The organism is Streptomyces sp. HUAS 15-9 (assembly GCF_025642155.1).
GTDB lineage: Bacteria > Actinomycetota > Actinomycetes > Streptomycetales > Streptomycetaceae > Streptomyces.
In genome coordinates this window covers 381,015-399,786 of the sequence record NZ_CP106798.1, presented here as the reverse complement: position 1 = coordinate 399,786, position 18,772 = coordinate 381,015, and the positions used below count along the sequence as shown (strand labels likewise).

General features: G+C 69.3%; 19 protein-coding genes. 14 read left to right on the top strand and 5 right to left on the bottom strand.

Annotated elements, in window-relative coordinates:
• Window positions 1-3 precede the first annotated feature (3 nt).
• Window positions 4-1,281 carry an ABC transporter substrate-binding protein gene (locus N8I87_RS01670; RefSeq protein WP_263204895.1) on the top strand — a complete coding sequence of 426 codons (1,278 nt, stop codon included), beginning with the start codon at window positions 4-6 and terminating at the stop codon, window positions 1,279-1,281.
• Between the two features lie 78 nt (window positions 1,282-1,359).
• Here N8I87_RS01670 and arsM read toward each other — a convergent pair whose 3' ends face one another.
• Entirely contained in the window at window positions 1,360-2,253 is an 894-nt protein-coding gene (gene arsM / locus N8I87_RS01665; RefSeq protein WP_263204894.1) for an arsenite methyltransferase, read from the bottom strand.
• A 106-nt stretch (window positions 2,254-2,359) separates the two neighbouring features.
• On the opposite strand from arsM, the gene N8I87_RS01660 reads away from it, so the two are divergent.
• From N8I87_RS01660 to N8I87_RS01645, 4 genes are all read left to right on the top strand, one after another.
• Entirely contained in the window at window positions 2,360-2,734 is a 375-nt protein-coding gene (locus N8I87_RS01660) for an ArsR/SmtB family transcription factor (RefSeq protein WP_263204893.1), read from the top strand.
• Window positions 2,731-3,465 carry an aquaporin gene (locus N8I87_RS01655; protein ID WP_263204892.1) on the top strand — a complete coding sequence of 245 codons (735 nt, stop codon included), beginning with the start codon at window positions 2,731-2,733 and terminating at the stop codon, window positions 3,463-3,465. Before N8I87_RS01660 ends, N8I87_RS01655 begins: the two co-directional genes overlap by 4 nt.
• A 31-nt stretch (window positions 3,466-3,496) precedes the next feature.
• Window positions 3,497-3,919, top strand: coding sequence for an arsenate reductase ArsC (locus tag N8I87_RS01650; RefSeq protein WP_263204891.1), 423 nt, complete (start codon window positions 3,497-3,499; stop codon window positions 3,917-3,919).
• Window positions 3,920-4,047: 128 nt separating this feature from the next.
• Window positions 4,048-4,707, top strand: coding sequence for a TetR/AcrR family transcriptional regulator (locus tag N8I87_RS01645; RefSeq protein WP_263204890.1), 660 nt, complete (start codon window positions 4,048-4,050; stop codon window positions 4,705-4,707).
• A 69-nt stretch (window positions 4,708-4,776) separates the two neighbouring features.
• On the opposite strand, the gene N8I87_RS01640 is transcribed toward N8I87_RS01645, so the two are convergent.
• Both N8I87_RS01640 and N8I87_RS01635 read right to left on the bottom strand, forming a co-directional pair.
• Window positions 4,777-5,580, bottom strand: coding sequence for an SDR family NAD(P)-dependent oxidoreductase (locus N8I87_RS01640; protein WP_263204889.1), 804 nt, complete (start codon window positions 5,578-5,580; stop codon window positions 4,777-4,779).
• A complete protein-coding gene (locus N8I87_RS01635; protein ID WP_263204887.1) occupies window positions 5,573-6,178 on the bottom strand; it encodes a carboxymuconolactone decarboxylase family protein in 606 nt (201 codons plus the stop codon). Before N8I87_RS01635 ends, N8I87_RS01640 begins: the two co-directional genes overlap by 8 nt.
• 186 nt (window positions 6,179-6,364) lie before the next feature.
• On the opposite strand from N8I87_RS01635, the gene N8I87_RS01630 reads away from it, so the two are divergent.
• The 6 genes from N8I87_RS01630 to N8I87_RS01605 all read left to right on the top strand — a co-directional run bounded on the left by N8I87_RS01630 (window position 6,365) and on the right by N8I87_RS01605 (window position 13,122).
• Window positions 6,365-7,018 carry a TetR/AcrR family transcriptional regulator gene (locus tag N8I87_RS01630; RefSeq protein ID WP_263204886.1) on the top strand — a complete coding sequence of 218 codons (654 nt, stop codon included), beginning with the start codon at window positions 6,365-6,367 and terminating at the stop codon, window positions 7,016-7,018.
• 205 nt (window positions 7,019-7,223) lie between these two features.
• Window positions 7,224-7,613, top strand: a complete 390-nt coding sequence (locus N8I87_RS01625) for a DUF485 domain-containing protein (RefSeq protein ID WP_263204885.1) — start codon at window positions 7,224-7,226, stop codon at window positions 7,611-7,613.
• The gene (locus N8I87_RS01620; RefSeq protein WP_263204884.1) at window positions 7,610-9,202 is read left to right on the top strand and encodes a solute symporter family protein; all 1,593 of its coding nucleotides are present in this window, start codon (window positions 7,610-7,612) and stop codon (window positions 9,200-9,202) included. Before N8I87_RS01625 ends, N8I87_RS01620 begins: the two co-directional genes overlap by 4 nt.
• A 392-nt stretch (window positions 9,203-9,594) precedes the next feature.
• Window positions 9,595-10,953, top strand: a complete 1,359-nt coding sequence (locus N8I87_RS01615; RefSeq protein WP_263216265.1) for an MFS transporter — start codon at window positions 9,595-9,597, stop codon at window positions 10,951-10,953.
• Between the two features lie 79 nt (window positions 10,954-11,032).
• Entirely contained in the window at window positions 11,033-11,749 is a 717-nt protein-coding gene (locus N8I87_RS01610; protein WP_263204883.1) for a response regulator transcription factor, read from the top strand.
• Window positions 11,746-13,122, top strand: coding sequence for a sensor histidine kinase (locus N8I87_RS01605; RefSeq protein WP_263204881.1), 1,377 nt, complete (start codon window positions 11,746-11,748; stop codon window positions 13,120-13,122). Before N8I87_RS01610 ends, N8I87_RS01605 begins: the two co-directional genes overlap by 4 nt.
• A gap of 4 nt (window positions 13,123-13,126) precedes the next feature.
• Here the strand turns inward: N8I87_RS01605 and N8I87_RS01600 are convergent, their stop codons facing one another.
• Window positions 13,127-14,095 (bottom strand): TAXI family TRAP transporter solute-binding subunit, encoded by a 969-nt coding sequence (locus N8I87_RS01600; protein WP_263204879.1) that lies wholly within the window; start codon window positions 14,093-14,095, stop codon window positions 13,127-13,129.
• A gap of 85 nt (window positions 14,096-14,180) precedes the next feature.
• Complete coding sequence (locus tag N8I87_RS01595; protein WP_317633437.1) at window positions 14,181-15,248, bottom strand: LacI family DNA-binding transcriptional regulator; 1,068 nt, start codon at window positions 15,246-15,248, stop codon at window positions 14,181-14,183.
• A gap of 316 nt (window positions 15,249-15,564) precedes the next feature.
• On the opposite strand from N8I87_RS01595, the gene N8I87_RS01590 reads away from it, so the two are divergent.
• The 3 genes from N8I87_RS01590 to N8I87_RS01580 are packed head-to-tail and all read left to right on the top strand — an operon-like array spanning window position 15,565 to window position 18,772.
• Window positions 15,565-16,863: an ABC transporter substrate-binding protein gene (locus N8I87_RS01590; RefSeq protein WP_263204878.1), complete on the top strand. Its 1,299-nt coding sequence runs from the start codon at window positions 15,565-15,567 to the stop codon at window positions 16,861-16,863.
• An 11-nt stretch (window positions 16,864-16,874) separates the two neighbouring features.
• Window positions 16,875-17,942 carry a carbohydrate ABC transporter permease gene (locus N8I87_RS01585; protein ID WP_263204877.1) on the top strand — a complete coding sequence of 356 codons (1,068 nt, stop codon included), beginning with the start codon at window positions 16,875-16,877 and terminating at the stop codon, window positions 17,940-17,942.
• Window positions 17,939-18,772: a carbohydrate ABC transporter permease gene (locus N8I87_RS01580; protein ID WP_263204876.1), complete on the top strand. Its 834-nt coding sequence runs from the start codon at window positions 17,939-17,941 to the stop codon at window positions 18,770-18,772. The genes N8I87_RS01585 and N8I87_RS01580 overlap by 4 nt, the downstream gene beginning before the upstream one ends.

Genomic DNA, 18,772 nt, shown 5'->3' with positions numbered 1-18,772 from the left:
CACATGCGCAACATCACCGCTCTGCGGGCGGCTGCGGCCGCGACCGCCGCGCTGCTCACCGCGACCGCCTGCAGTACCCAGCGAGGGCAGGACGACCCAGGCACCGTCGCCGGCGGCGCGTGCAAGGGCCAGCAGACCACGGGTATCACCGACAAGACCATCAAGCTGGGCGGGATCTACCCGCTGTCCGGGCCGGCCTCCGCGTACGGCACGATCAGCAAGGGCGCCGCCGCCTACTTCAAGTACGTCAACGACCATGGCGGCATCGGCGGCCGCAAGGTGGAGTTCGTCGTCCGTGACGACGGCTACCAGCCGCCCAAGGCGGTGGAGGAGGCCCGCCGGCTGGTCGAGCGGGAGAAGGTCTTCGCCGTCTTCCAGACCCTGGGCACTCCCTCCACGGCGGCCGTGTGGGACTACCTCAACCAGCAGAAGGTGCCACAGCCCTTCGTCGCCACGGGCGCCTCCGTCTGGGGCACGGACGCCAAGCACCCCTGGACCATCGGCTGGCAGCCCAACTACGTCGCCGAGGCGCGGATGTACGCCAAGTACCTCAAGGACGAGAAGCCGAAGGCGAAGGTCGCGGTCCTCTACCAGAACGACGACTTCGGCAAGGATCTGCTCGGCGGGTTCAAGAAGGCCGTCGCCGGCAGTGGCGTCAAGGTGGTCGCGGAGGAGAGCTACGAGGTCACCGACCCGTCCGTCTCGGCGCAGATGACGAGTCTCGCCCGCTCCAAGGCGGGCGTGCTGCTGGATGTCACCACACCCAAGTTCGGCAGCCAGGCCCTTGCCGCCGATGCCAAGAACACCCGGTGGAACCCGCTGCACATCGTGAACAACGTGGCCTCGTCCGCCGCCGTGCTCAAGCCGGTCGGCTTCAAGAACGTCCAAGGGGTGGTGTCCGCCACGTACTTCAAGGACCCTGCCGACCCGCGGTGGGCGCAGGACCCGGAGGTGAAGACGTATCTGGACGCGATGCACAAGTACGCACCGGACACCGACCCGGCCAACCAGTTCAACGCCTACGGCTGGGCCGTCGCCTCGAGCCTGCACAAGGCCCTGGACGCGATGAAGTGCCCGACCCGCGAAGGTCTGCGGGACGCGGTGCGCAACCTCAAGGACGTGAAGGTGGGCATGCTGCTGCCCGGTGTCACCCTGTCCACCGGGCCGGACGACGCCTTCCCGATCGAGACACTGCAGTTGATGCGGTTCAAGGGCGAACGGTGGCAGCTCTTCGGCCAACCGGTGGACACCCGCAAGGAGTTCGGTCCGCTCACCGGTTGAGCATGGGTGGGTCCGGGGGCGGATCGGCCGCCCCCGGACGCCCGGGACATACCGACCAGTCAGTATTGCATTCGGGTGTCAGTTCTGGCAGCCGCAACCGGATGCTGTCTTGGCCTCCGTGACGGTGAGCGTGGGATCGGCGGAGGCCTCCGCCGGTGTGCAGCAGGCGCTGACCCCGCAGCATGCCTCACCGGACGCGGCCTGGGCGGCGGTGTCCTCGGCGTCGACGGGCTTGACCGCGCGGACAATGGCGGAGTGCATGCCGTCGGCGACCGGGTGGGTCGGAGTGATGGTGATGTCGGTGAAGCCGGCGGCCTCCAGACCTGCCCGGTACTCGGCGAAGGACAACGCGCCGGCGATGCAGCCGACGTAGTCGCCGCGCTCGGCGCGCTGCGCGGGGCTGAGTGCGTCGTCGGCGACGACGTCGGAGACGCCGAGGCGGCCGCCGGGCCTGAGGACGCGGAACGTCTCGGCGAAGACGGCGGGCTTGTCGGTGGACAGGTTGATGACGCAGTTGGAGATCACCACGTCGATCGTGTTCGCGGGCAGCGGGATTGCCTCGATGGTGCCCTTGAGGAACTCCACGTTCGTGGCGCCCGCCTTCTGCGCGTTGGCGAGGGCCAGAGCGAGCATCTCGTCGGTCATGTCGAGTCCGTAGGCCTTGCCGGTGGGGCCGACGCGGCGGGCGGACAGCAGGACGTCGATGCCGCCGCCGGAGCCGAGGTCGAGGACCCGTTCGCCCGCGCGCAGTTCCGCGACGGCGGTGGGGTTGCCGCAGCCGAGCGAGGCGGCCACGGCCTCGGCGGGCAGGGCGTCGCGCTCGTCCGCGGCGTACAACGTAGAGCCGAAGTTCTCGTCGGCTTCGACCGGCTGCGGCCCGCAACAGCCGGCGCTGCCCTCGGTGACCTGCACGGCCGCCGCCGCGTACCGCCGACGGACGGATTCACGCAGGTCGGTGGACTGCTCGCTCATGACTCACTCCCAGGTGACGGGGCCCAGCACGGCCCCGGGAACGGCCTGTATTGACGTTCATTGATACAAGCTTGCGCCTTGAATCGAAAAACGTCAACATAGAGGCATGTCGAAACAAGAGCTTGAGGTGATCGGCCAGGACGCCGCCTGCTGTCCGGGCCTGTCCACCGCGCCGCTGGACGAGGACCAGGCGACCGAGCTGGCCAAGGTCTTCAAGGCCCTGGGCGATCCGGTCCGGCTGCGCCTGATGTCGATGATCGCCTCACGCGGCCAGGGCGGCGAGGTCTGTGTGTGTGAGCTGACCCCCGCCTTCGACCTGTCCCAGCCGACGATCTCCCATCACCTCAAGCTGCTGCGTCAGGCCGGGCTCATCGACTGCGAACGCCGCGGCACGTGGGTCTACTACTGGGTGCTGCCCGGTGTCCTGGACCGACTAGCCGCGTTCCTGACCACGTCCCAGAACGCCGGAGCCACCGCGTGAGCGCGCCGCTCGTCCGCCGCGCCGCGGCCGAGGCGATCGGGACCGGGCTGCTGGTCGCGGTGGTGGTCGGCTCGGGCATCCAGGCCACCGAACTGTCGCGAGACGTCGGCGTACAACTGCTCGCCAACTCCCTTGCCACCGTCTTCGGCCTGGGCGTGCTGATCGCCCTGTTCGAGCCGGTCTCCGGCGCGCATTTCAACCCCGCCGTCACCCTCGCCGCCTGGTTCACCGGCCGCCGCGACGCCGGCGGCCTCACCGTTCGTGATGTCGCCGCGTACGTGCCCGCCCAGATCTGCGGCGCGATCGGGGGTGCCGTCCTGGCCGACGCGATGTTCGCCAAGCCGCTGGTGAAGCTCTCCACCCACGACCGGTCGGCCGGCCATCTGTGGCTCGGGGAAATCGTGGCGACCGCCGGGCTCGTCGCCCTGGTCCTCGGCCTGGAGCGCATCCGCCGGGCCGCCCTCGGACCGGTCGCGGTGGCCGGCTACATCGGGGCCGCCTACTGGTTCACCTCCTCCACCTCCTTCGCCAACCCGGCGGTGACCGTCGGCCGGGCCTTCACCGACACCTTCGCCGGGATCGCCCCCGCCTCCGTCGCCCCGTTCATCGCCGCCCAACTGCTGGGCGCCGCACTCGGTTTGGGCATCGTGGCCGCCGTCCACGGCCCGAACCCCACCCCGGTGCGCCGCGAGGCCGCCGCGCACGGCGAACCCGAGCTCGCCTCCTCCTGACCACACCTCACGCTTCGAGAAGGACCCCGCCATGAGCACTTCCGCCCCGCGCCCGTCGGTGCTGTTCGTCTGCGTCCACAACGCCGGCCGCTCCCAGATGGGCGCCGCCTTCCTCACCCATCTCGCCGGTGACCGGGTCGAGGTCCGCTCGGCGGGCTCCGCGCCCGCCGACTCCGTCAACCCGGCGGTCGTGGAGGCGATGAAGGAGGTCGGCATCGACATCTCCGCCCGGACGCCGAAGGTCCTCACCACGGAGGCAGTGCGGTCCTCGGACGTGGTCATCACCATGGGCTGCGGGGACGCCTGCCCGGTCTTCCCCGGCAGGCGATACCTGGACTGGCAGCTGGACGACCCCGCCGGCCAGGGCGTCGACGCGGTACGGCCGATCCGGGACGCCGTCGAGCAGCGCGTGCGCGGCCTGCTTGCCGAGCTCGGCATCGCGGCCTCCGCATGACGTCGCGCAGGCCCCCGCAGCCGCGGGTGCGTCGTCGGCCAGGAGCCCAGGGAGGGCGAGGACAGCAGACACCGGCAGGGTGATCGCCACCTCCCGTGACGGACCGTCGATGGCATACTGCTGCTGCGATGAGCGAACGAACCGTGGCGGCCCGACGCCCCCCGACCAAGCGCGACGACCAGCGGGAGGCCTCCCGTCGCAGGCTCTTGGACGCGGCGTTGGAGATTCTCGCGGAGCAGGGTTACCGCGGCCTCACGGTGGCGAAGGTCGGCGATCGTGCGGGCGTCAGCCGTGGCATGGTCAACTACCACTTCACGTCCAAGGCCGGGCTCGTCGAGGCCGTTGTCGCGGACATCCGCGAGTCGTTCATCGACCTGCTCCGGGCCCGGCTCGGGTACGCCCGGATGAGCGGACTGGAGGTTGTGCTGGCCAAGCTCGACCAACTCTTCGCCCGTCTGGCGGAGCCCGAGCCGGGGGTACGGGCGCGGGCGTTGCTGGTGCTGCTCGTCGAAGCGGTCGGTAGCGATGACGGGGTCAAGGGTTTGATGGCCGACCATCTCAGTCTCGTACGCAGTGGCGTCGAGGAGGACATCCGAAGGGGCATCTCCGACGGGAGCATCCGCCCGGACGTGGACGTGGTCGCGCAGGCGTTCTTGGTGGAGAGCATCGCTCGGGGTGTGCTCCTGCAGCACCAATTGGACTCTGCACGAACCCGCCTGGCGGACATCGGACGCGCCGCCCACGAGATGCTGGTGCTCGGGCTTTCGCCGACGCGAGGCGACGGCTGAGCCGCCGGTCGGCCGCCGCGTCGCAGCGTGCGGCGGCCGACGGGGGACGAAGGACGGGGACAATGCGCGTCACACGGCGCTGAGCCCGCCATCGACCACCAGGCTCTGGCCCGTGATGTACGAGGCGCGGTCGGAGAGCAGAAACGTGACAGCTTCCGCGACCTCCCAGGCGCTGCCCTGGCGGCCCAGCGGGATGCGCTCGAAGGAGGCCGCTCGGGAGGCCCGCTTGGTGGTGGCCTGTCGTCCCATCGGGGTGTCGATCAGGCCGGGAACGACCAGGTTGGCCCGGATACTGCGCGCCGCTCCCTCCTTGGCGACATGGCGGGTGAGCCCGAAAAGACCGGCCTTGGAACTGTCGTAGGCCGGTGAGTTGGTGGCGGCACGCAATCCGGCGACCGATCCGATGAAGACGAGGGAGCCTCCGTCGGTCATGACGGGAAGCCCGTGGCGGGCGGCCAGAAAGGGCGCGCGCAGGTTCAGTGAGAGCACACGGTCCCACTCCTCGGGCGACGAGCCCTCCAGCCCGGAGCCGAGACCCACGCCCACGTTGACCACGAGCGAATCCAGACCGCCCAGCCCGCGGACCGCCTCGGCGACCATGGCCGCCGACTGTCCGGCATCCGTGGCGTCACCCGCCACGGCGATACCCGACGTCCCTTCGGCGCGGACCAGTTCGGCAGTCGCGACGGCGGCCGGAACGGCCACGTCGGCGCAGGCGACGTCGGCGCCCTCCCGGGCGGCGAGGACGGCGATCGCGCGGCCGTTGCCGACGGGCGCGTGCGGGTCGCCGTCGGGACGGGTGCCGGCGCCGACCACCAGTACTTTGCGGCCGGCCAGCCGACGGGCCGCCTGTTCGAGGTTCCTTTCACCCATGGGTTGGGCCTCCTTCAGCAAAGCCTGTGCTGTCGAAACCCGGATCCAGTTCCACGCCGGTGGTGTTCAGGAAGAACGCCACCATGTGGTACTGCCCGACCAGCATGACGATCTCGATCAGTTCGGCGTCGGTGAAGTGCTCGGCCAGAACCTCCCAGGTGGCGTCGGACAGCCTCGCGTGGCCGTTCAGTTCGTCCGCCGCCCGGATCAGGTGTCTTTCGAGGTCTGTCCAGCCGCGGGCCTCGGGTCCCTCGGTGAGGCTGTCGATGTCCGCATCCGTGATACCTGTGGCTTTGGCGAGAGGAAGGTGTCGTCCCCACTCGTACTGGGCGCCGGTGTTGCGGGCGGTACGCAGGATCAGCAACTCGCGGAGCCGGCCCGGCAGGCGCCCGCTACGGAGCAACTGACCCCCGAAGGGCATGAACTGCTCGTAGAGGTCGGGATGGCGCACGAGCGTGGTGAAGATGTTCGGGATCCGGCCCCCAGGGTCGCGAGCCGCGGTGGCCAGCAGCGTTCGGGTCCGTGCGTCCCAGTGCTCCTCGGGGAGTGGCATCAGCCGCGGTTGAGCCTGCTCGGCGGATTCGTGGGGCTGTGACATCGAGACCTCCAACGTGAGGTGCGGAGGCGCCCACGATAGGAGACTGGCTGAACGCTTAGCAAGCCAATCGCTGAGAGATCGGTTTTTGCACCCCGAGCGGTGTTCGGTTATCGGAGCACGGGTACCGTGTATACGACAGTCACGGCGCTACCAAGAGGGGGCGCGGGGCGATACGGGGGTGCAGCGGTGGTCCGACCGATCAGGCCGATCCTCAGCCGGGCACGGATCTGCGCCGCGGCACTGGCCATCGTGGACCGTGACGGGCTCGGCGAGTTGTCGATGCGCAAACTCGCCGGGGAGCTCGGCGTCCAGGTCTCCTCGCTGTACGAGCACGTCAGGACCAAGGACGACGTCCTTCACGATGTCGCCAACACCATCATGGAGAGCGTGGACGTCTCCGCCTTCGAGACCCGCGACTGGCGGCACGCCGTGGCGTCCTGGGCCCGGTCCTACCGCGCCGCCCTCGCCGCCCATCCCCACATCGTGCCGTTCCTGGCGTACGGACCGGCCCGCCGTGAGGCATCGCTGCGGCGCGCCGATGCCGTCCACGGCGGTCTGGTGGGGGCCGGATGGCCGCCGCGGTACGCCACGATGATCGGGGCCTCGACCAAGTATCTGGTGATCGGATCGGCGATGACCTCGTTCGCGCGCGGGTTCGAGGGCGAGGCGCAGGTCTACGTCGAGCGCTATGCGCACCTGATGGACGCGCACCGCCTGCGTGACCACGCCGACACCATCGACCGGGACAGTTTTGAACTGGCCCTGGAGATGTTCCTCGACGGCCTCGACCGCCTGCACACGCGCGTCGCCACGCCTCAAGGGTCCGTCGAGGGCGCTTGAGGACGTCCGGGCGGCTGGACCGCCCGCACGGCTTGCGGCCCCGCCCTGCCCGTCACCGACTTTCCGCCGACGTTACGCACCTATGCCTTGTACGGCGGTGCGACCCGCTCTAAGCTCCCACAACCGAACGGCGTTCGGTTGTGGGGTGCAAGACCCCGGTGCGGACACGACCACGCGCCACCGCTCTCAGCAAGGAGTTGATGTCGTGTCCGGAATCCATGAGCCGACCCACGGGCTGCACGAGCCACGAAGACGACCGCCGTCCCCCATGGGGCGAACACCCGAAGAGGGCCCCACGTCCGAGGCGATGGCTTCTCTCGCCGGACTGCGCGCCGCGCGCCGCTCCCGGATCGCCCCCGTCGCCGTCGCCGTTGTCGGCCTGTACCTGCTCAACGCCGTTCTGGCGAGCACGGCGGCAGACGTGATGGCGCTCAGAGTCGTCGGTCATGTGAACGTCGGGCTGGCGCTGGCGCTGCTGCAGTGCGGCACCACGCTCGCGGTCTGCCGGTGGTACGCGCGATACGCACGCACCACCGTGGACCCGCTCGTCGAAAGGGCCCGCGCCGGGCTCGGGTACCGCGGGGAGGAGCGTTGAACACTGCCTCCGTGCTCGCCCAGGCGACCCACACCGGACTTGTCATCACCGTCTTCGCGGTGTTCGTCGTAGCCGTCGTGCTCATCTCCCTGCTGGACGCCTCGCAAGCGGACACGCCCCGCCGCTTCTTCGTCAGCGGTGGCCGCCTGTCCTCCGCCCGCAACGGGATCGCGTTGTTCGGTGACTTCATCTCCGCCGCGACGCTGTTGGGCACTCCCGGGCTGATCGCCCTCGCCGGGTTCGACGGCATCCCCTATCTGCTCGGCCCCATCGTCGCCTGGGCCGTCATTCTCCTGCTGATCGCAGAGCCGTATCACAACACGGGCCGCTTCACGGTCGGCGACGTGCTGGCGCACCATCTCCGGCCTCGCCCCGTCCACTTGGCCCTGGGGCTCGCCACCCTGGTGATCTCCCTGTTCTATCTGACCGCGCAACTGGTGGGCGCCGGCGCCCTCGCCGCCCCTCTGCTCGGCATCACCGGATCAGTCGCCCAGCACTTCATGATGCTGTTCCTCGGCATCCTGATGATCATCTACGTGGCCCTCAGCGGTATGCATGGAGCGACGCTGGTGCAGTGCTTCAAAGCCGCCTTCCTGATGGTCGCCAGCGCATACCTGGCCCTGCTCGTACTGGCGAAGTTCGGCTGGAACCCCAGCGACCTGCTCGAGGCCGCGGCCCACCGCAGCGGCGTCGGCGAGCACTACCTGGCGCCCGGAGCACGGTCCCTGGGCGGTGACACCGAAAAGCTGGACTCGCTGAGCCTCCAACTGGGCGCGGTGCTCGGGGCTGCCGGCCTCCCACATCTCCTGCTGCGCCTGTGCGTGGTGCCCAACGCACGCGCCGCCCGACGTTCCGTCCAATGGACGGCCGTCCTGACGTGCGTCTTCTGTCTGATCGCCGGAGTACTGGGGTTCGGCGCGGCAGCCGTACTGGGCCCCCAGGCGATCACGAGCGGCAATACCTCCGGGAATACGGCCACTTTGCTGCTGGGCGGTTCCCTCGGTGGGTCACTGCTGCTGACGGTGATGTCCTGCGTGGCGTTCGCGACCATCCTGGCCGTCGTGGCGGGCGTGGCCCTGGCAGCCGCCACCTCGGTGGCGCACGACATCTACGGTGTGGTGATCAGGAAGGGCCGAGCCACCGACTCCCAGGAAGTGCTGGTGGCCCGGGTCTCGGTGGTGCTGATCGGCTGCACGGCGACGGCCCTTTCCCTGTGGGCCACGCGCCTCAACGTGTCCTTCGCCGCCGGGCTGGCCTTCGCCGTCGCCGCTTCGGCCATCCTTCCCGCGCTGCTGTACGGCCTGTACTGGCGGGGCTTCACCACCACCGGAGCGGTGTGGAGTATCTACGGCGGCCTGATCTGCTCGGTGTCCCTGGCGGTGTTCTCCCCAGCCGTGTCCGGAACCCCGTCGGCGTTGTTCCCCAGCATGGACTTCGCCGTGTTCCCGCTGAAGTATCCGAGCATTGTCTCCATCCCGCTGGCCTTCGTGCTCGGATGGCTCGGCTCTGTGCTGGGCAGGGGCAGACCCCACCCGGCTGCCCGTTCGGCGTTCGAACTCCGCATGCTCGCGGGTAGCGACGCCTCGTGAAACGCACCGCTGTGAAAGGGAAGGCCCCAGCACCGGCCCGGTGATCAGTCGGCGTCTCCGTCCTTCGTAGAAGACGGACTGGCGCAGGCCTCCGGAACGATGGCCCCGGAGGCCTGCGCCACACGTTCGGACTCTGAATGTTCGGCGGAACGGTGTGCCTGCCGAACATGCCTGAGTGCTTCGAGCACGCTCCTTGGGAGCGCTGCGGATGTACGAGGGGGAGTTGGCACGCCGGCGGACCGCGGCGGATGTTAGCCGCATGTTAGATCTCGGCGCCGAATCTTGATGGGCCAGGCGGGCGGCCGCATGCTCATGCGCACTCCCCGTCAGGGGCATCGTTCACCGTCCCCCGAACCGTCCGGACCGGAGCCGCCATGTCCTCCTTTGCCGTCATGCCCGAAACCTCGCCCGAGGCCCGAGCGAAACGCCGGTTCGCGCTCATCGGGGGATCACTGGGCAACCTCGTCGAGTGGTACGACTGGTTCGTCTACGCCAGCTTCGCGATCTACTTCGCCGACTCCTTCTTCCCGGGCGAGAATCCCACCACCCAGCTCATGAACACCGCGGGGATCTTCGCGGTCGGCTTCCTGATGCGACCGGTCGGCGGCTGGGTGCTCGGCCGCGCCGCCGACCGGCACGGCCGCAAGAGCGCGCTCACGCTCACCGTGGCCATGATGACGCTGGCCGCCCTGCTGATCGCCGTCGCACCCGGCTACGACCGGGCGGGCTGCCTCGGGGCCGTGGTGCTGCTGCTGGCGCGACTGTTGCAGGGTCTGAGCATCGGCGGCGAATACGCTGCCAGCGCCACCTACCTGACCGAGGCCTCGGCCCGCAACCGGCGCGGGCTGGGCTCGTCGTTCCAGTACGTGTCGATGACCTGCGGCCAGCTGCTGGGCCTGGGAGTCCTGATCACGCTGCAACACACCCTCACCACGGACCAGTTGGAGAGCTGGGGCTGGCGCATCCCGTTCGCGCTCGGGGCGCTCTTCGCCGTGGTGGTGTTCTGGCTGCGGCGCCGACTGCAGGAAACCGACGCCTTCACCGAGGAATCGGACACGGGCCATGACGACAGCGGCCGCGGCACGCTGGCCCTGCTGTGGCAGCATCGCCGCCAGGCGGGCCTGGTCATGGCGCTCACTCTGGGCGGCACCGTCGCCTACTACACGTACACCACGTATCTCACCAAGTACCTCATCGGCAGCGCGGGCATGGCCAAGAACACCGCCACCCTCGTGAGCTTCGCCGCCCTGTCCGTCTTCGCCGTGCTGCAGCCCTTCGCCGGGATGCTGTCGGACCGTATCGGCCGCCGTCCGCTCCTGATCACCTTCGCGGTCGGCTGCACCGTCGGCACGTACCCGATCATGACCGCGCTCGGGTCGGTCTCCTCCTTCTGGCAGGCGCTCGGCCTGTCCCTGCTGGCCCTGGTCGTCGTCACCGGATACACCTCGATCAACGCGGCCGTGAAGGCGGAGCTCTTCCCCACCCGGGTGCGGGCCCTGGGCGTGGCGCTGCCGTACGCGATCGCCAACGCCCTGTTCGGCGGCACGGCGGAATATGTGGCGCTGTGGTTCAAGGACGCCGGCCACGAAAAGATGTTCTTCTGGTACGTCTCCGGCTGCGCGCTGGTCTCCTTGATCACCTACGTGCTCATGCCGGACACCCGCACGGCAGTCCTCAGCCGCGCCGAGGCCGACGCCGACACGCCCTCCGCCCCGGCAGGCTCGGCGTACCGCGCCGAAGGCGTCCGCTGATCGCGCCGGTGACCTGGGCCGGCCGTTTCCGTAAGCTGCGGTCCAGGTTGTCCAGGTCACCGCTCCCCAAGGACTCCCCATGCACGCCCTGCTCATCGAGGACGACGACCGTATGGCCCAGGCGCTCGTCACGGCCCTCGCCCAGCGCGGACACAGCGTCCGCCGGGTCGGCCGGGCCCTGGACGCCCTGCGGCATGTCCGCGAGGCGCAGTTCGTCCTTCTCGACCTGGGCCTTCCCGACCTGGACGGACTGGAGCTGCTGCGGCGCCTGCGCACCGTCTGCGACGCCCCGCTGATCGTCGTCACGGCCCGCTGCGAGGAGCGGGACATCGTCCAGGGGCTACGCGCCGGAGCCGACGACTACGTGGTCAAGCCGTTCCGCATGGCCGAGTTGATGGCCCGGATCGACAGCGTGCGCCGCAGGACCGCGTCGCCGCCCGGACGCCCGGACGGCGGCGCCGCGTCCTGCGTCCGCGCGGGCGACGTGGAGATCGACCTCGCGGGCCGCACCGTCACCGTGGCCGGCGCGCTCGTGCGGCTCACTCGCCGCGAGTTCGACGTCCTCGCCTTCCTCGCCGAGCGGCCGGACCAGGTCCACTCCCGGGAGGAGATCCTGGACCGCATCTGGGGCGACGCCTTCCTCGCTACATCCCGTTCGCTGGATGTGCACGTGGCCGGCATCCGAGCCAAGACCGGCCGGGCCGCTCTGGTGCGCACCGTCCGCGGCTTCGGCTACCAGCTCGGCTCTCCCTCGGCCGACGGGGCAGGGCACGGCGAAGGCCACGCCGGCGGATGAGACGCCGACTGATGATCGTCCTGATGGTGCTCATGGGAGCGGCGATGCTGCTGCTGTCCCTGCCGTTGGCCGATTCCTACGCGAGCGGACGCACCGAACGACTGCTGCTCCAAAGACGCTCCGAGGCGGTGCGGTTCGCCGATCTGGCCGACCGGGTGCGCACACGGGCCGACCGTACCGAGCTGTCCGCCGAGATCAGCCGCTACGCGGAGTTGTACGGCGCCTCGGTGGTCGTGGTCGACACGACAGGGCGTACGGTCGCACGGGCCGGGACGGCCCCCACCGTCTCCGCCACTTCCACAGCGGGGGAGGCCCTGCGCCGTGCGCTGACCGGCCGCTCCACCGAACAACTGCCCACCGTGCGGCCCTGGGGGCCCGACACGGTGATCCTCGCCGAGCCGGTCGGCCAGGACGAGCGCGTCAGCGGCGCGGTGCTCGTGGCGGCGCCCACCGACGCCGCCCGCCGGGACGTGTCTGTCCGCTGGTCCCTCATCGCCGCCGGGGCACTGGCCGCCTTCTCGGCCGCGGCACTGGCCGCGGTGGCCATCGCCCGGTGGCTGATGCGGCCGGTCCGCGACCTGGACCGGGCCGTGGAGGGCCTGGCCGCCGGGAGTCTCCAGACGCGGGTGGTCACCGAGAGCGGCCCGCCGGAACTGCGTCGGCTGCGCAAGCACTTCAACGTCATGGCGGAGGCCGTGGCCGACTCCGTCGGCCGTCAGCGCGACTTCGTCGCCGACGCCTCGCATCAACTGCGCAATCCCCTGGCCACCTTGGTGCTCCGGCTGGAGAACGTCGAGCCGCACCTGCACCCCGGCCCCGGCAGGGACGAGCACGCCCGAGCACTGGAGGAGGCGGAACGCCTCGAGGAACTGCTCGACGGCCTGCTCGCCCTGGCACGGGTGGAGTCGGGCGCGGCGCAACCGGTCGACCAGGACGTCTCCCGGGCGGTACGGGACCGGGTTGCGGCCTGGGGGCCGGTCTTCCGCGACGCCGGGCTGGAACTGACCGTCACCGCGCTCCCGGACGGCCTGACCGCACGGGCGCTGCCCGATGCGGTGGGCAGGTTCCTGGACGCCGTCCTCGACAACGCCACCAAGTTCATACCCCCCTGCGGCCATGTGGAGGTGCGGGCCGTACCGCGGGACGACGAGGTGACCGTACGCGTCTGCGACGACGGCCCGGGCACCGACGAGGAGCAACTGCCCCTGCTGCTACGGCGGTTTGCCCGCGCCCCCGAGCACCAGAACGTCCCCGGCAGCGGTCTGGGCCTGGCCATCGCCGACGAGATCGCCCAGCTCAGCGGCGGCCGGCTCACAGCGGCCCGCAACCTCCCGCACGGCCTGGTCCTGGAACTGACGCTTCCGTCCAGCTGACCGGTCAGCCGTACACCGAGCGGTAGTAGGCGACCGCACCCGGATGCAGGGGCACCTCACCGGTGGAGATGGCGAACCGGGGCTCCAGCCGCGCTCCCGCCGTCACCTCCCGCAACAGAACCCGCCACTCGTCGAACACCACCTGCAGCACCTCCCGCGCCGCACGCTGCGGCACCTTGGCCCGCGCCATGAGGTAGTTGCCGACCCCGATGGTGCCCACCGGCTCCTCCAGTCCGTAGGACCCTGCCGGAAGCGTCACCGCCGTGTAGACAGGTCCGTACCGCTCGCGCAGTTCGCTCACCTGCCCGTCCAACGGCGGGAACCGCAGCGGCAGTTGGCGTGCCAGGACCGATAGCGCGGGCGTGGGCACGCCACCGGACCAGATCAGCGCGTCCACCGAGCCCGCGCGCAGCGATGCCACCGACTCCGCGAGCCCGAGCTCCCGCTCCCGTACCGACCTGCGTCCGGTCAGTCCGGCCACCCGCAACAGCCGCCGTGCCACCACCTGCGCCCCCGAGCCCGGAGCACCGACGGCGACCGGCCTTCCGGCGAGATCCTGAACGGTCCGCACGGGCCCGTTCGCCGGCACCACCAGGTGCGTGTAGTTCACGTAGACCCGCGCAAGCGCAGTGACCGCGGCCGGGCGGGAGAAGGGTGGCAGGCCCCGTACGGCATCCTGCGCACTGTCCGCCATGGCGAGCGCGAGCTCGGCCGAGCCGTCGTCCAGCATGCGCAGGTTGTCCACGCTCGCCGCCGTACTCACCGGACCGATCCGCAGCCGGCCCGTGCGCCGAGCGACCGCCGTCGTCAAGGCCCTCCCGAAGGCGTTGTACGGCCCGCCCTCCGGGCCCGTCGCGAACCGCAGCCGCCGTACCGGTTCCGAGTACTGGGAGCAGCCGGCCAGCGCGGCGGCTGCGGCCGTGGAGCATGCTGCTCCCAGCAGCCGTCGGCGGTTCGCCTCTGCCCCAGTCACGCCGGAAGCGTAACCGCATCCTGGCACGCACCAGCGCCGACGGCCCTTGAGGGCGAAGGGGTTACCCGTTGCCTGTGACTGGCCCTCAGACGTGCCGACCTTCGGAAGCGCTGGCGCGCTCGTTCCGGTAGGCGGGGGGCGGGGCTGTGGTGGCCCGGGGGATCAAGTGCGTGGGGAGGACGATGTGTTGCTTGTGGTCCGCGTCGGATTCATGGATCAGCTTCAGGGCCAGTTCGCCGGCCAGGCGGCCCATCTCCGAGGGGGACTGGGCGACCGTGGACAGGCCGGTCCACTGTGCTATCTGGTGGTCGTCAAAACCTATGACGGAGATCCGCTCGGGCACCTGGATCCGGGTTTGGCGCAGGAAGTGGATGACGGCGATGGCCAGTTCGTCCATCTCGGCGAAGATCGCGGTGGGCGGCTCCCGCAGGCTCAGCAGCTTGCCGACCCCCTCCGTGATGCCCCGCTTGTCCTCGAACGACATGGTGACCACCAGGTCGTCGTCCAGCGGGATGCCCGCCTCGGTGAGCGCCTGCTGGTAGCCGAGCAGCCGTTCGCGTGAGCTGAAGCAGAAGCCGCTGGCGCCCACGGTCGGCGCGAAGGCGATCCTGTGGTGCCCGAGGTTGAGCAGGTGCCGGGTGGCTTTGCAGGCTCCGGCCACGTCGTCGACGTACACGCTCGGGCGGCCTTCGGCGTGCTGGCTGACGTAGATGACCGGCATGCCGAGGTCGTCCAGCCGCAAGGTCTCCTCTTCGGTGAGGTCGAACCCGAACACCACCAGCGCGTCGGCGTTCCGCCGGGCCGGGAGGCGCTCGAAGAACGCGGTGCGCTCGGTCATGTCGGGTATCACATAGACGGACAGCTCCATGCCGGCCGCACGCAGCAGCGGGCCCAGTGTGGACAACGCCGACCCCATGAACCACGAGTTGAGCGTGGGCACGAGCGCCGCCACGACCCCGGTCCTGCCCGTGACCAGACTCGCCGCCTGTCGTGAGACCGCGAAGTTCAGCTCGCGGGCGGCCTCTTCGACCCGGGCGCGGACCTCCGGCGAGACGGTGGGCAGACCGCGCAGAGTGCGCGAGACGGTGGATGGGGAAACCCCTGCCCGTTCGGCGACGTCGGCCATCGTGGGGAGCCGTTGAGCGGATGACATGAGCGGAAGTTAGCACAGATCCGCTTGTCTGTTCAGTGTCTTGTGACAGCGCTGTCACGGGGTTTAATTCGTTCCTTTTGCCCTGGTTTAGTAACTTATTAAGGTGTGCTGCTCATCTAAATCCGTCTGTGCTACCGGCAAGTTACGCATTGACTTCCCGTAGGTGCACTCCTAGCGTGCAAGCGTTGTCTCGGCGGGATCGATCCCGTTTCCGGGTGGCCATCCACTGGCTCATTGACCAGTACTTTTCATTCCCGAAACGTCGTGACAGCACTGTCAGCCGCTGCTTCGGTTTCGCACGACCAGGAGAAAGACAGTGAAGACCAGGACCACCAGAGCCCTTCAGTGTTCGGCAACGCTCGCCACCGCCGGACTGCTCCTCAGCGCCTGCGGTTCGTCCGGGGGCAGTGGCTCCGGGGAGCAGGCCGGGAGCCCGTCGTTCCAGGGCCGTGGCCCCATCACGTATGTGGCCGGCAAGGACACCTCCGGCGTCGTTCCGAAGGTCATCGCCCGCTGGAACGAGCTGCACCCGAAGGAGAAGGTCACCTTCATCCAGCTGCCGACGGACGCGGACTCACAGCGCCAGCAGATGATCCAGAACGCGGAGACGAAGTCCGACGCCTACACGGTGCTCTCCCTCGACGTCGTGTGGACGTCGGAGTTCGCCGCCCACCAGTGGATCGACCGCCTGCCCGAGAAGCAGTTCCCGCTGCGGAACATGCTGAAGCCGGTGGTGGAGACGGCGAAGTACCGCGGCAACCTGTATGCGGCACCGGCGAGTTCGGACGGCGGAGTCCTGTACTACCGCACCGATCTGCTGAAGAAGGCCGGAGTCGGCAAGCCTCCGGCCACGTGGTCGGAGATGACGGCCGACTGCGCCAAGGTGAAGAAGCTGCCCGAGGCCAAGGACATGTCCTGCTACGCCGGCCAGTTCCAGAAGTACGAGGGCCTGACGGTGAACTTCGCCGAGGCCGTGAACTCCGCCGGCGGAGTCGTCACCGACGCGAACGGCAAGCCGAACGTCGACACCCCCGAGGCGAAGAAGGGCCTGGACTTCCTCGCCGGCTCCGTCAAGGACGGCACGATCCCCAAGGAGGCCATCACCTACCAGGAGGAGGACGGCCGTCAGGCGTTCCAGTCCGGGAAGCTGATATTCCTGCGCAACTGGCCGTACATGTACTCCCTGGCCCAGAAGGCCGAGGTGGCGGGCAAGTTCGCGGTCGCACCCCTGCCCGGCCTGAACGGACCCGGCTCCTCCAGCCTGGGCGGGCACAACCTGGCCCTGTCGTCCTTCGCCAAGAACAAGGCCACGGCCCTGGACTTCATGAAGTTCTTCAGCAGCAAGGACAGCGCGAGCACGTTCCTCAAGGACGCCTCCCTCGCCCCGCCGTACACGGACCTGTACGACGACCCGTCGCTGGTCAAGCAGTACCCGTACCTGCCCGTCCTGAAGGAGTCCATCCTGCGGGCCGTGCCGCGTCCGCGGGTGGTGCAGTACGGCGATGTGACATCGGCGATCCAGCAGGAGACCTACGCCGCTCTGACGGGCAACAAGAGCAGTGCGCAGGCGCTGAAGGACCTGCAGAACGACCTGCAGAAGTCCACGGCGCAGTGAGGAGCGGGGCCATGGCCGACACGAAGACCCCGCCCGATACCGCCGAGGACGAGCCCGGCAGGGCGGCCGACCGTCCTTCAGGACAGTCCTCCAGGCCGACGAGCCGTCGGCGCACGCGGACCAGGGCGACCGCGGGCTCGGGGCGGATGGCGGCACTGCTGGTGTCCCCGACGCTCCTGGTGCTGTCGATCGTCGTGCTCTATCCGACGGTGATGGCGCTGAAGGAGTCGCTGTACGGGACCAAGGGGCTGGACCCGAAGACCGGCTTCATCCGCACCAGCGAGCCGTTCGTCGGGCTGAAGAACTACACCGAGGTCTTCGGCGCGGCCGGGGACCGGTTCTGGAACGCCTTCTGGAACACCACCTTCTTCAGCGTCGTCACGGTGGGGCTGGAGACGGTGATCGGCGTGGCCATGGCCCTGATCATGCACAAGGCGTTCCGGGGCCGGGCTCTGGTACGGGCCGGCATCCTCGTGCCCTGGGCGGTCCCCACGGCCATCTCGGCCCTGCTGTGGCGCTGGATCTTCAACAGCAACGGCATCGCCAACGCCGTCGTCGGCCGCCAGATCCTGTGGACCACCGAAGGCTTCCACGCCAAGGTCGCGGTGATCATCGCCGAGGTGTGGAAGACCGCCCCCTTCATCGGACTGCTGGTCCTGGCCGGTCTCCAGGTGATTCCCGAGGAGGTCTACGAGGCGGCCAGGATCGACGGGGCAAGCGCCCTGCGCCGGTTCTGGCACATCACCCTGCCCCTGGTGAAGCCCGCGCTGCTGGTGGCGGTGCTGTTCCGGTGCCTGGACGCGCTGCGGATGTTCGACCTGCCGTACATCCTCGTCGGCGCACAGAAGAACTCGGTGGAAACCCTGTCCATGCTCGCGCAGAACGAGGCCTCCAACGTCCGCTTCGGTCCGGCCTCCGCCTATGCGGTACTCCTCTTCCTCTACGTCTTTCTCATCGCGCTCGCCTTCGTCCGGCTCCTCGGCGCCGACCTCGTAGGTGGCGGCGCCGCACGCGGCAGCGAAGGCAGGAACAGGCGGCTGCGTATCACGGCGCCGCGCCGCGCGGAGGTGACGGCATGACCATCACGGCGAAATGGCGAAGCCGGCTGCTGTACGTGGGTGTTGCCGCGGTGGTGGCCTACTGCCTGGCCCCGTTCTACTGGATGCTGGTCTCCAGCCTGCGGCGCACCTCGGACATCTTCGACACCTCGCTGCTTCCCTCCCGGCCGTCGCTCGAGAACTACCGGGCGGTGTTCGACCCGTCCCAGGGGTTCACACGAGCGCTGCTCAACAGCCTGATCGTCGCCGGCATCACCACCGCACTGGCGCTGCTGCTGGCCACGTTCACCGCCTATGCGATGGCTCGGCTGGAGTTCCGCTTCAAGCGGCTGATCCTCACGCTGATCATCGCCACCTCGATGTTCCCGGTGGTGTCGATCGTGGTCCCGCTGCTGAAGCTGTTCACGGACATCGGCTGGATCAACACCTACCAGGCCATGATCGTGCCGAGCATGTCGTTCGCGCTCCCGCTGGCGGTGTGGAACCTGACCACGTTCTTCCGGCAGATGCCGGACGAGCTGGAGCACGCCGCCATGATCGACGGCTGTACCAGGGGCCAGGCCTTCCGCAAGATCATCATTCCGCTGGCCGCACCGGGCATCTTCACCACGGCGATCATCACCTTCATCGCCGCCTGGAACGAGTTCCTCATCGCCCTGTCGATGACGAACAAGCCCGCCATGCAGACGGCCCCCGTCTCCATCTCCAAGTTCTCCGGCGCCACCCAGTTCGAGACCCCGTTCGGCAGCCAGATGGCAGCGGGGGTCCTGGTCACCGTCCCCCTGGTGGTCATGGTGCTGCTCTTCCAGCGCCGTATCGTCGCCGGACTCACCGCCGGCGCGGCGAAGTAG